Annotated in this window: 11 protein-coding genes; 6 read left to right on the top strand and 5 right to left on the bottom strand. The window is 43.4% G+C overall.

All coding sequences use genetic code 11. The features are described 5' to 3' along the window. The first annotated feature begins 15 nt into the window (after positions 1-15). The 3 genes from FLA_RS11730 to FLA_RS11720 all read left to right on the top strand — a co-directional run bounded on the left by FLA_RS11730 (position 16) and on the right by FLA_RS11720 (position 1,852). Positions 16-378, top strand: a complete 363-nt coding sequence (locus tag FLA_RS11730) for a TIR domain-containing protein (RefSeq protein WP_076380673.1) — start codon at positions 16-18, stop codon at positions 376-378. A 177-nt stretch (positions 379-555) separates the two neighbouring features. Next, positions 556-1,404 (top strand): hypothetical protein, encoded by an 849-nt coding sequence (locus tag FLA_RS11725; protein WP_076380672.1) that lies wholly within the window; start codon positions 556-558, stop codon positions 1,402-1,404. A 10-nt stretch (positions 1,405-1,414) separates the two neighbouring features. Next, positions 1,415-1,852: a nuclear transport factor 2 family protein gene (locus tag FLA_RS11720; protein WP_076381021.1), complete on the top strand. Its 438-nt coding sequence runs from the start codon at positions 1,415-1,417 to the stop codon at positions 1,850-1,852. 250 nt (positions 1,853-2,102) lie between these two features. Here the strand turns inward: FLA_RS11720 and FLA_RS11715 are convergent, their stop codons facing one another. From FLA_RS11715 to FLA_RS11700, 4 genes are all read right to left on the bottom strand, one after another. Continuing rightward, complete coding sequence (locus FLA_RS11715; protein ID WP_096510940.1) at positions 2,103-4,358, bottom strand: CocE/NonD family hydrolase; 2,256 nt, start codon at positions 4,356-4,358, stop codon at positions 2,103-2,105. Positions 4,359-4,402: 44 nt separating this feature from the next. Beyond that, positions 4,403-5,101, bottom strand: a complete 699-nt coding sequence (locus FLA_RS11710) for a LytR/AlgR family response regulator transcription factor (protein ID WP_076380671.1) — start codon at positions 5,099-5,101, stop codon at positions 4,403-4,405. Further along, on the bottom strand, positions 5,098-6,156 hold the full coding sequence (locus tag FLA_RS11705; RefSeq protein WP_076380670.1) for a sensor histidine kinase: 1,059 nt from the start codon (positions 6,154-6,156) through the stop codon (positions 5,098-5,100). The genes FLA_RS11710 and FLA_RS11705 overlap by 4 nt, the downstream gene beginning before the upstream one ends. A gap of 197 nt (positions 6,157-6,353) precedes the next feature. Next, a complete protein-coding gene (locus tag FLA_RS11700; RefSeq protein WP_096510938.1) occupies positions 6,354-8,750 on the bottom strand; it encodes a TonB-dependent receptor in 2,397 nt (798 codons plus the stop codon). Between the two features lie 142 nt (positions 8,751-8,892). Between FLA_RS11700 and bla the strand changes: the two genes are divergently transcribed. After that, on the top strand, positions 8,893-9,768 hold the full coding sequence (gene bla, locus FLA_RS11695; RefSeq protein WP_076380669.1) for a subclass B3 metallo-beta-lactamase: 876 nt from the start codon (positions 8,893-8,895) through the stop codon (positions 9,766-9,768). A 115-nt stretch (positions 9,769-9,883) separates the two neighbouring features. Here bla and FLA_RS11690 read toward each other — a convergent pair whose 3' ends face one another. Continuing rightward, positions 9,884-10,711 (bottom strand): hypothetical protein, encoded by an 828-nt coding sequence (locus FLA_RS11690; protein ID WP_076380668.1) that lies wholly within the window; start codon positions 10,709-10,711, stop codon positions 9,884-9,886. Between the two features lie 270 nt (positions 10,712-10,981). Between FLA_RS11690 and FLA_RS11685 the strand changes: the two genes are divergently transcribed. After that, on the top strand, positions 10,982-12,808 hold the full coding sequence (locus FLA_RS11685) for an ABC transporter ATP-binding protein (protein WP_076381018.1): 1,827 nt from the start codon (positions 10,982-10,984) through the stop codon (positions 12,806-12,808). A 122-nt stretch (positions 12,809-12,930) separates the two neighbouring features. Then, positions 12,931-13,371 (top strand): DUF3276 family protein, encoded by a 441-nt coding sequence (locus FLA_RS11680; protein ID WP_076381017.1) that lies wholly within the window; start codon positions 12,931-12,933, stop codon positions 13,369-13,371. Positions 13,372-13,399 lie beyond the last annotated feature (28 nt).

The following is a 13,399-nucleotide window of genomic DNA, read 5'->3' as shown; positions in this document are numbered from 1 at the left end:
AAAAAATAATCACACATGCTTATTCTTATTGCCGGTCCTTATCGCAGTGGCACAAACGACAATCCTGAGTTAATGAAGAAAAACCTGGAAAAGCTGGAATCGGTGGCTTTGCCTTTATTTAGAAAAGGACATGTGCCTTTTATTGGAGAATGGATAGCGCTGCCTTTAATTCACCTGGCGGGCTCTCAGCAACCCGGCGATAAAGCCTGGGAAGAAATTCAATACCCCGTTGCACACCGCATGCTGGAAAAATGTGATGCCATACTTCGATTAGAAGGCGCTTCTAAAGGAGCCGATGAAGATGTAAAAGTAGCTAAAGAACGGGGCCTACCTATATATTATAGTCTGGACGAAGTGCCAGATGCCGAAAAGAAATAAGGTGTGGCTCAGGCCTCACCTTCAAAACTGCCAGAGGTAGATGGGAGAGTGAATGATAGTTTGATAAACAAAAAACGCTCCGGTGTTTTTTGTTTATCAGATATTTATATTTATTCATAATAAGTAAGTATTTTTATAAATACATTATTCCTTCTTCCTTTTATTCAACAACTACTTATGATCCGCTTTTTGGGGGCTATGCTATACCTGCTTCTGGTCAATAGCAACCCGTATAAGGAACTTTCTTCCATTATTACCAGACAACAAAGTATAGCGCCGGCAGATACGGCTTCTGCCACACCAGCTACAGGAAGCTACACACCAGAACCCGTTTACGACTATCAGTCTGTTCCTTTTACAGCAATAAAACAATATCCTTTGATAAAAGACAGTGCCGCTTTTATCAAAGCCTTACAGGAAAACTGTCATATTTATACGCTACATCATCACCGGGTTACTATTAATTATTTCAAAAAAGTGAAGTTCTACGGTTCTGATCTTTTTTACTACCTGTTGGAATATGATTTTCATGACGGATCTAATGCTTCTTTCCCCTGGAAAGATCAATACCTGTTTACTATTTCCGGCAAATTAGTAACAAGGTTACGGACGATGCGACTTTCTCTCTTACGCATTTTCCCTGATGCGAAACCGTTTTTATTCGGAGTTTCTGCTACAGCCAAAGGAAATGGCTGGCATGAAATATATCGTATCAACAAAGATACCGTTGAGCAATTGATGGAACAATTCAGAGGAAACAGACCACTAACTTATGATGGCTATGACGACAATGACATTAATTCCCCCTTCGAGTTTGCACATACCTGTACAGACCAAAACCTGGATGGCTATAACGATATCGTTTTTACAGGAACCATACGCTACTCCTCCGTTGATATGAGTAGCATATATGACAAAAGCAGAAAAGTGAAGCTGACATTTCTATATCATCCTGAAACCGGGCATTTTGTTCCCATGGAAGATTATTCTAAAAAATACGCTTACATATATGGAGAAACATGGTAAATTAGTTAATATGAAACATCTGCTTTTATCCTTAACCATCATTACACTACTGAGCATTACAGCTTGTAACATACCCGCTCATCCAAACTCCGGCACATCAGAACAGGTAGCCAGAAATATGTTTGCTGCTTTTAACCGGCACGATTGGAAACAGATGGCAGATTACTATAGCGACTCTGCTTTGTTTCTTGACCCATCGCTGGGTAAGGAGCCTGTTTACCAAACACGGCAACAAATTATAAAAAAGTATACAGAACTGGCAGCCTTGTTTCCAGATATCAAAGACGATGTAAGACAGGTATATGCAAGCGGTGATCATGTTACCGTTGAATTTGTTTCCAGTGCTTCATCAGACAGTACAGGTGCCTGGCAACTACCCATATGTACTGTGTTGACTATACAAAATGGAAAGATTATAAGGGACGCTACTTATTACGACCAGGAATAATTGTTAGCACTTTGCAGACTGTTAATAGTCGTTTCCCATCCAGGGTGAGCAAGGCCTGGTGTTGCCTTACTTTTTTACACCTGGTACCTGGGATTTAACCAGGGTGAATTTATTCTACGATAAGAACAGAAAATGGTAACAGATGCCCCCCATCTGTAGAAAACACACAGGGTATTCACCTATAAAGTGAATGCCCTGTGTTGTTTGCCCCATACTTACTTTGCACAAAAGGTTCAGGGGTGATAAACATCTATAACTTAACCGGCACATCAATGTAACTGGAATTCGTCCATTGAATGAATAAAGGTGTTTTTCCATCGTTACTGGTTTCATCGGCAACATCCCCGCCAGTGCCATAATTAATCTCTGCAAACGGGTTTTTATCGCCGTTTACCACTACCAGCAGGCGGCTGCCTTTGCGCAGTTGACGGCTTACCAGCCGTGTACGCTCAAAGGGTATGCGTTCTTCCTGGCCAGGATGCAGCAATTGCCGGCTCGTCATATCCTTTGCATAGCTTGCCCTTCCCAGGAAATAAGAGAGCTGAAAATATTTCCCTTCAGGTGTTACCTCATAAAACACTACCGTTATATCCATGTCTTTTTTATTGATAATAGCCCTTAACTCGCCACTGAACCTTCCATTGATTTGTACAGGCTCATCAAAAGGCTTTGTAAGAAAGAACAACCCATTACTGCGGTCAGGCTGTTGTTTCATGATAGGCGAGGGGTAATAATCGCCGTATAGACTTTGTCTGTTTGCCAGGTCAATAGTATCATTCACTGTTGAGAAGGCACCAGGTGTATGCTCAGCAAGCAGATAGTCATTTCCGTTCTGTTGATCTGTCAGGTACAATCTTAACCGCTTGCTGGCCATATCAGCTAAAGACGCTGCATGTTCCCACTTGTTAGCACCCATCACTTCATAGTTCACCTTGTTGGAAAGAATGCCGGGGCGAGGGCCACCTTTCAATACATAATCCAGCCATTGCCAGGTTACTTCCCGTGTACTGATCAATGCCACCGGGTCAACCTCATAGCCACGCAATACAGGCACGCCGCCGGTTTGTGTGCCAAAATGGTCATAGGGTCCAATAAGCAGATAATGATCGGCGTTTGTATTATATTTCAGGTGCTCCAGGTAATAATGTAAACCAGAGATCTGCCCATCATCATAGTAACCTTCCACCGTAAGCACTGGTATCTGAATGCCGGCGAAGTCCTGCTGATAAGGCACCTGCTGTTGCCAGTAACGGTCATAATCCGGATGTTGCAGCCAACGCTGTAGCCAGGGATGAGGCGCGCCATCTATGCTATCTATCTTCCTGTAAGAAACGCCGCTGTTAAACCAATTCCAGTTAAGTGAACGCCAGCGGGCAGGATTATTGTAAACAAGATTGTCCAGGTAACGGTGATTAGTGGTGTAGAAAGCCCAGCCATAATTCGCATTCAGGAACACGTTATTTTCCATAGGCAGACCAAGACCCGGTATAGCAGCCACATACGGCACAATCGTTTTTAATGCAGGGTTATGGTACTTTGCTGCTGCCCATTGGGTAAAGCCGTTATAACTACCCCCATACATGCCCACTTTGCCATTACACCAGGGCTGCCTGGCAATCCAGGTAATGATTTGATCAGCATCTTCGCCATCATGCTCAAAGGGTACAATGTTATCCGGACTCAACCCTTTGCCACGGCTGTAAGCCATTACGCCTGCATACCCATATGCAGGCGGTGCAAACAAACGGATACCAGGTACGCTATCCGCATAAATGGTATACTGTAAGGCAGCGGGCACAGGCCTAATCATTCCTTTTTTCCCAATCACCACCACATGAATTTGTATGCCACCGGCTATGGACACCAGTTGATCACTTACGGTATATCGCCTTTTGCAATCGTTCAGGATAAGCGACTGCGCCAACGCTTCTGTTTGTTCAAACAATTTCCAATCTGCATAGCTGGTACATAACGCAACAGCTTCTTTATGATCTAATAGACCGTCTTCGTGCACGGCAGCTAGTTGGTGTTGAAACTGCTCTTTCAATGCTTCATACCCTCCTGCACTAAAGAAACCACCATATTCCCGGTAAGCCGTTTTATCATCCAGCTTCGCCATGGCATTATGAAAAAATGCAGTATAAATTTCTGTCAGGTTTCCCGGATGCTTCGACTGTTCCATTACTGCCTGTGCATACAATTGATAGGACAAGCTTACAGCAGGCTTATAAGGGCTTGCCGCTTCCCATAGCGGCAGCCAGACTTTTGCAGTGGCTACGGCCTGTTTATACTGACCTGTGAGTAGCTGCAACCTGTATACATTTTCAAGATAGTTTTTACGGCTGCTATCCGTGTACACGTTCATCACTTCTGCCGCCAGAAGCTTTATCTGGCGGTCAACAGAAACACTATCGTTAGCTGTAGCAGCGGACCACACAAAGGATTGTGCCGGAGCAAAGCGGCTGATGCAAAGGCATAGCAATGCCATGCAGATAAATCTGTTCATTTTTTTATCGTCTTTTGTCAGGAAGGAATGCAGTAGCAGAAAGCCTATATGTTTCTGTTACTCTTTTTAAATTTCACCCATTGCCGTTCGGATATTTCCACACTGCTGCCGGTAGTAAGTGTAAGCTGTGTGCGGCCATCAGACAAGGTTTCTATTTGCCGGATAAAGTTGGTATTGATAAGCTGAGCCCTGTTTACGCGAAAAAACGACATTACTTCCAGCCGCTTTTCCAGTTGGTTCAACGAACTTTTCACCAACACATTCTTATCGTCAAAAGATAGCCTGGCATAGTTATCCATAGATTCAATCAAAAACACCTCTTTCCACGGCAGGAAGTAATACCGGTTCCTGTCTTTAATAAATACACTGGCTTCGCCTGGTGGGGCAAACTTTTGTTGCACCTGTTCAATCGCTTTGGCAAAGCGCTCTTCCCGTACTGGTTTCATCAGGTAATCCAATGCACTGACCTCAAAAGCTTTCACTGCATACTGGTCAAAAGCAGTAATAAAAATTACCTGTTGGCCCCAGGCCAATGATTCCAGTAATTCAAACCCCGATCGGCCGGGCATCTGTATATCCAGGAACAACAGATCGGGTTGCATTTCTTCTATCAGCCGTTCGGCTTCTTCCGCATCTCTGGCTTCCGCAATAATGTCGAGGTAAGGATAGCCGGCAGCCAAACGCCTGATCTCATTTCTGGCGCTGCGTTCATCATCAATAATTATGGCGGTGATCTTTTTCATACCACTGGAATTAAAATATATGCAGAAACTGTTCCTTTAGCCTCACTAATAGTAAATACAGCTTTATCCTGATAGTGCAGTTGTAAACGTTCCTTCAGATTCTTTAGCCCCAAACCGTGTAAAGACGCAGCCGTATCCAGCTTTCCGGGATTTTGTACACATGTACTGATAACACCATCTTCCTGCATAATCACTATCCGTAACAGGCCACCCGACCGTTGCCGGCTGATACCATGCTTAATAGCATTCTCCACCAACACCTGCACACTGTAACGTAAAATGTGGGCTTCTGCCAACTCAGGTGGGAATTCGATAGAAAACTGTAGCCGCTCTTCCAGGCGTAGCTTTTCCATTTCCAGATAATCGCCCACCAGGCTGAGTTCGTCTTTTAACGGATGCAATATCAACTCCTGGTAGTAAAGCGACAAACGCAGCATGTCTGACATCAGATCAACAGCCCTTCTCGCCGAAGACGGATCATCAATAACCAACGCTTTTATCGTATTGAGTGAATTAAACAGAAAGTGAGGATTCAGCTGTGCATGCAGGTTGTTAAGCTGTGCATCTTTAGCCACCAGCGCCAGCCGGGCATTTTCCCGGGCCAGCGTAACTTCCCGCTTACCATAGTAATACAAGTGATAGGCCAGTAGCCAGATACACATTAACCGGATGCCTGCCATGAGTATAGGCAACCAATTAACCTTTAAAAAAACAGCTAGCGGCTCCACAAGCCCTAAGGGTAACCACAAACGGAACAGGTATATTTTGCCTGCTGTTACCAATAGGTATACCAGCCCCAACACTAACACTGCTGGAATAAGCCTTTTGATTAAACGGCCCAGGCTTAGCTGCTGCCAGCGATGCCTGAGTGCAAACAAATGATACAGATGCGTGATCAATACATACAACGCAACATCAGACAAAAACTGCAACAGGCCAATCCAAAGAATATAACGCCCATCCAGAAAGCTAGCATATCCCCAATATAAAGAAGCCGCCGACCAACCAGCAAGCTGGCATTTCCAGTAAAGTGATATAGGCGCCTTTTTCGTCATGAAGCATATTAACCTGTAAGCAAAGCAACACAATAAACTTTTGATGGGGAAGATAAAATACAGCAACGCGGCTCCGGGGGGATAAACGCTCCTTCTGACGACTAAGTTTCACTTAAAGAAGAATCATGGCAGTTAATCAATAAAAAATGGACAAACCATTTAACACGATTTGTCCATTTTTTATTATCAGTGTCGGGCTAAAACTTATAAGCAACACCCAAACGCCAGTTTCTTCCGGCTTCTGCCTGGTAGGTATAATAATAATCTGAAGGCGAACCTATATACAGGTATTTATCTGCTATATTGTATACATTCAGGGTTACGCGCATAGCATTATGTTCCCAAAACAAACCGCCATCGATTTTAGTATAATCAGGCAGTGATAGTTTGGGTGCAGTGGAAGAAACATCCCATTGTTCACGCCCCTGCTGGTAAGTGATACCGCCTGAGATACCAAATCCTTTCAATATACCCGTTTTTACCTGGTAAGTCAGCCACGCGTTCGCTACATTTTTAGCGTAGTTTCCGGTGGGTTGGTTCAAGGTTGCTTTAGAAACTTCAGTGGTATCTGTTTTAGTGATTTTAGAATCAGTGAAGGCATAGTTGACTATTACGTTTAAACCAGGCAACATTTCACCTCGCAGGTCAAATTCTACACCTTTTGAAACGGTTTGACCCAGCTGAAATATAAAAACGCCATTAGGATCGTTGGGATCTTTAGCGTTCACGTCATTCCTTACAATCCTGTAGGCCGATAGGGATGTATTCCATTTGCCATTCATCCAGTCTCTTTTAACGCCTGCCTCTATATTGCTACCGGTAAGCGGTTTTACCTTCTGTCCATCTTCCCGAATACCCGGTTGTGGCTGAAACGCCTGGTCGTATAAGGCGTATACCGTGGTATTGGCATCCATGTTAGCACTTAAGCCTATGCGTGGTGTAAATTTTTTGTCGGTGCTTACATCCGCAAAATAATTGGCTTTCAGATAAGAATACCTGCCGGCAAGAGTAAGCCTGAGTTTATTATGGAAGAAGCCCAGTTCATCCTGCAAATAAAAACCGTAATAGGTGGTTGCCTGTGTTCCTGCCGGGCCTGCACGCTCTGCCAGTGGCGTGGTTCTGTCCCATACAGGATAGCCGTTAGTGAAGGTGCCGTATTGCGGGTTGCGCAGGCTGAACTTGGCCGAGTCGGCATCAAGGTCAGCACTTTGCCAGAAATCGGCCAGGTATTTTTTATCATTGAAATCAACGCCCCCTATAATACGGTGCTGTATGCTTCCGGTTTGAATTTGCCCATTCAGGTAAGCCTGAAAAAACTTAGCATTGCTGGAAGCGTCCCATATACACAGGTTACGTACTATGCTATCAGCCGCCACATTATAGGCCCATAGCTGGGTACCTTGCTGCTTATAATTAAAGTAAGCTGCCTGTGCCGTAAATTTCCAGTTAGTACTCAGTTGCTTTTGCAGGTTAACAGTAAAGCTCTGATCCGTCATATGTGTAGGTTCAATACCAGGATCGAGAATGGTAAAGTCGCGTGGTAAGGTTCCATAACCATCTGTAGTAAACACATAAGCGCCACCAATATCTGATGATTTCATTTTCTGTAACAGGTATTCTGCTGTTATAACAGTAGTAGCATTCATGCGGTAACTGATTACCGGCGCCACTGTAAGCCTGTTGTTATATTCATAATCACGGAAAGAGTTTTGCTTTTTTCCGGCAATATTAAAACGGTATAACAATTTTCCTTCTTTATCCAGTTTGCCATCCAGGTCAAGTGCACCACGGTAAAGTCCATAGCTGCCGGTCATTAAAGAAACTTCTCCGCGGTTAACACCGGTAGGCTTTTTAGTAACCACATTGTACACGCCACCAGGGTCGCCCACCGGCATGACAAAACCGGCCGGTCCCTTCACAAATTCGATATGATCTACCACGCTCATATCCTCTGTTAATGGCGACCAGTAGGAGGTAGCTATGCTCATTCCGTTGCGCAAAGCAGTAACCTGTGAACCGCGCATGAGCACATTGGTATACATGTCGCCCCAGATAGCTTGCTGAGTAGCACCGCTCACGTTTTTTAGCACACCATCGCTCATGCTTATTACCTGCTGGTCGGCCAGGGTTTTAGCGGTAACAGTCTGGATATTCTGTGCAGCTTCCAAAACAGGTTCATTCAAACGCAGGGAAGAAGACAGCTGACGTTGTACATAAGGATTCCTGGCTGCTTTCACCGTCACTTGCTGCAATTCACTCTGCGATATTTCCAGTTGAACCGATGTAATGGTTGTTTTATTGGCTTCCACCACCACCTCGCGCTCTACTGTAGTATAACCGGTAAGCGAAATTTGCAGGGTATAGGTACCAGGAGCAATGTTGCTGATACGGAAATTGCCATTTTCATTGGTTATAGCACCTTTGTTGGTGGTAAGTAAGGTTACAGAAACATCGGAAGCTGGTTTATGGTCACTTGTGGTAACAGAACCGCTGATACTGCCATTTTTTTCCAGGTTGCCTTCACGGGCAAAACCAGCCTGGCAAAGCGCGCTCAAAAATACCAGTAAGAGCACTGTGAAACGTTTCAATTGCATTGTCTATAGTTTAGTAGTTGGCCGCAAGTTCCTGTTGACAACTACTAATAACGTATCGCGTTTAGGAAAAATGGTTTCGAGATAAGAAAAACTCGGTAGTTTAAACAATACAACCTTATATTTCAGGAACAATTCATTTGATATGACCACACGTTTATTCACCAGCACCGCCTTACTTGTATGTGCACTAACCGCACACTATTCTGCAACCGCTCAGCAGGTAAAAGAGCCTACTGATACACCACCTGAATGGTCAAAGCCTTACCAGCCCTTTCAAATTGTCGGCAACCTGTATTATGTAGGCACCTTTGACCTGGCCAGCTACCTGATCACTACTTCTAAAGGCAATATTATTATCAACACTGGATTGGCTTCTTCCGCAGAAGTTATCACCAGCAACATTAAACAACTCGGCTTTCGTCCCGAAGACACGAAAGTATTATTGACCACACAGGCACATTACGATCATATGGGAGCTATGGCTGTCCTGCAAAAGCAAACCGGCGCACGGGTAATGATTGATGAAAAAGATGTACCCGTAGCCACAGATGGCGGCAACAGCGATTATGCCTTAGGTGGTAATGGCAGCACCTACCAGCCTGTAAAAGTGAACAGAACATTACACAATAACGATACCATTCAACTGGATAACATGGTGCTTACCCTGCTACATCACCCGGGACATACCAAAGGCTCGTGCAGCTATATTTTCACCGTAACAGATAGCAGCAGAAGTTATAAGGTGCTGATTGCTAATATGCCTACCATTGTAACAGAAAAGAAATTCAGCGAAGTAACCAGTTATCCCGACATAGCCAAAGACTACGCTTATACACTGGACGCTATGAAAAAACTACGATTCGATATCTGGCTATCTTCCCATGCCAGCCAGTTTAACCTGCACAAAAAGCGCAAACAAGGGCAGGGATACCATCCGGATGTTTTTATGGAAAAAGCAGATTACTATAAAACACTGAACGACCTGCAAACCCAGTACAATAAAAAGATAGCCGGATAAAGAACAGTTTTTACTAAGCATAGTTAACAGCCCTTTACTATAGGGTGGTGGTACAAATAAAAACAGGTTTGGGAGTATTTCCCAAACCTGTTTTTATTAATAAGCTGATCAAACCTTATCTGTATTCATATAAGAAGCGGAAGCTGTTATCCAGTTCCAGCGTGCTCTCATCATCACCTTCTTTTGCTACACGGGTGTCAATAACACCGTCTTTATAAGTATAAGCATAGGTGTTTACAGAAGCCAGCACATATGTGTCATCAAAATTAGGGCTGTCATACTCCGCAATTTTGACAATATTATGATCGCTAATATATTCACGGCCTAAAGTGGTAAACCAGAAAACAGGGTTCCCCATCTTTAACACCGGATTGGCGATAGAATCGTAGGTATACTCTTCCTTAGCATAATAAGTAGTAACGCCATTATTATAGTTGTATTCTCCTCTTTTTACCTGGGTCATGTTACCATTGGCATCCCAGGTATAATTTACAACATCGGTAATGTTAGTTACACCAGCTTGTACTGTTTTGGTATAAGTAGCAATCAGTTTGCCGGCAGCGTTATATACGATAGAATCGTATACCTTCATATAATCATCAGAAGAAAACCAATTGTTTCGTCTGATGGCTTTGCCATTACCATCATATTCAAAAGAGAATATTGTAACGGTATCATTACTGCCATACTTGTATACAATACTGGTTAACTTATCACCGGTATATACAGCAGTATACACTTCCAAACCTCCTTTGGAAGAATCAGAATACGAAGTGATCTTATCACCAGCGTATACAAAGCTACGATAGCCAGGCACTTGGGCATTGTTACTTTCCCATTTTACAACATAGGGAGTGGGGCCGTTTTCCGTTGAGCTGTCGTTTTTAGAGCAAGAGGTCAGCACTGCACCCAATAATAGTGCAGGTAAAAGCATTTTTTTCATGGTAGTTCTACAATTTGTTTTTTAAGAGATACTAAACGGGTGATTTATAACCGGCGGCAAAGAAAAGAATTTTATCGGCATCATTACCAACCCCAACCCTGTTTTGGTACAAAATACTTTCGGTGTATGGCATCACTTTTACCCTTGTAATTTCCCCTTTCAATTCTATGAAGCTCAATAAGAAGAAGCCGTTATGAAGCTAGCCGAAAAACGCAAATGAAGGTTGAAACACCAACCAGATAGTTGTAATTTTGCCCAAAATTGTAGTTGTTGAAGCATCTGAAGGCAGTTAATAAATATTTCTGGAAATACCGCTACCGGTTTACAGCAGGCATTTTTCTGGTTATTGCCAGTAACTATTTTGCGGTGCTGGCGCCCGAAATAACTGGTTATGTGGTAAACAAATTACAGGAAATGCTGCCCGGCGCAAAAGCCGTTCATCACGATGTGCGTGAGCATGATAAACTGGTGAACTGGTTTATCACCTGGGTAAATTCCATGAGCTTTGGTGCATTGGTAACCGTGTGTAGCGTTACCATATTACTGCTGGCAGTAGCAAGAGGGTTGTTTATGTTTTTTATGCGGCAAACCATTATTGTAATGAGCCGCCACATTGAATTTGACCAGAAAAACGAAGTATACCAGCACTACCAGAAACTGGACGCAGGGTTTTATAAAACTCATAGTACCGGCGATTTAATGAACCGCATGACAGAAGACGTAAGCCGTGTGCGCATGTACACCGGGCCATCTATGATGTACCTCATAAACCTGCTGTCGCTGATTAGCCTTTGCGTGGTAAACATGTTTAGAAAAGATGTGAACCTGAGCCTGATAGTACTGGCTCCATTGCCCATTCTTGCCGTTACTATATATATAGTCAACACCGTTATTCATAAAAAAAGTGAAAAAGTGCAGGGCCTGCTATCCGATTTAACCACCAACGCTCAGGAATCGTATTCCGGCATCCGGGTAATTAAGTCATTTGTTCAGGAAAAAGCTATGTTGGGGTTCTTTAAAAGAAACAGCGAGGAATACCGCAAAAACTCCGTAAGCCTGGCTAAGGTAGAAGCGGTGTACTTTCCCAGCATGACATTGCTGGTAGGCTTAAGCACCTTAATCACCATTTTAGTAGGTGGCCAAATGGCCTTAAATGACCCTCAAAGGAATATAGGGTTAATTGTGGAGTTTGTCATTTACATTAACATGCTCACCTTCCCTGTAAGTGCCATCGGTTCGGTGGCCAGCATGGTACAACGCGCATCAGCCTCACAAAAACGCCTGAACGAGTTTTTACAAACGGAACCTACCATACAAAATGCATCTGATGCACAACAAGTGCCTTTACAGGGAGATATTGTATTTAAAGATGTGTCGTTTACCTATGCCAACACCGGAATAAAAGCCCTGCGCCATTTTTCATTAGAGGTAAAAGAGGGGCAAAAAGTGCTGATATTAGGCAAAACCGGTAGCGGTAAAACCACGATAGCCCAGTTACTACTCCGTTTTTACGATGCTGATGAAGGCACCATTACCATTAACGGGGTACCCCTGCAAAAAATGCTGCTAAACCACCTGCGGGAACAAATAAGTTATGTGCCACAGGATGTGTTTTTGTTCAGCGACAATGTAGGCAATAACATTAGTTTTGGCCTGCCACAAACCGCTTCAGACGATCAGTTATTCCAGGCAGCGCAATATGCCAGCGTGGATAATGAAATAAAACGACTGGAAAACGGCTATCAAACCATGGTAGGAGAGCGGGGGGTTACTTTGAGTGGAGGACAAAAACAACGGGTGTCTATTGCCAGGGCATTGGTGAAAAATTCTCCGGTTTTGCTGTTCGATGATTGCCTAAGCGCCGTTGACGCCAAAACGGAAAACGAAATAGTCAATAATTTATACCGTTTCCTCAACCAAAAAACGGCTATTATCATTACCCATCGCATTTTCACCTCCTTACATTTTCACCAGATAGTAGTGTTGGAAGACGGTGCTATTGTGGAGAGGGGAACACATGATGAATTATTATCATCAAACGGATACTACGCAGAATTGTACCGTTTGCAAGTGAGCAATGAACAACCCACTGCCTAAATGCTGCACGCCACTTAAAATAAAGAACTTTACAAGTTTATGTAGCAAAATTTTGGCAATTTGAAAACAATCCTATATTTGTATAACTTAAAAATGGATTGTTAACCAAAACCTTTTTCACTGTGGCGTACGAAAATAATGACAAGAAACTTGAGAGCGTTTATAGCAAACGTATCAGGGCTGGTAAGCGCAGGACTTATTTTTTTGATGTAAGAGCAACCCGTGGTAACGATTACTACCTGACTATCACAGAAAGCAGGAAACGTTTTAACGACGATGGTTACGACAGACACAAGATCTTTTTGTACAAAGAAGATTTCAATAAGTTCATTAAGGCTTTAGCGGAAGCGGTAGACTATGTGAAAACTGAATTAATGCCTGATTTTGATTTTGACGCTTACAATCATGAGTACGCAGAAGATGGCAGTGAGTCAGGTGACATGGGTGAAACTGAAAGGGTAGCTGAAGAAGTAGCCCCGGTAGTAGCCGTAATTAATGTAGCCAGTGTTGTTTCTACTGAAGTTGTTGCAGCAACAGCAACTGATGAAGTTGACAAGTGGTAATTTAATTAGCAATCCAAGTCCCGATTGA

The organism is Filimonas lacunae, assembly GCF_002355595.1.
Taxonomy (GTDB): domain Bacteria; phylum Bacteroidota; class Bacteroidia; order Chitinophagales; family Chitinophagaceae; genus Filimonas; species Filimonas lacunae.
This window is presented reverse-complemented; position numbering and strand designations above follow the sequence as displayed.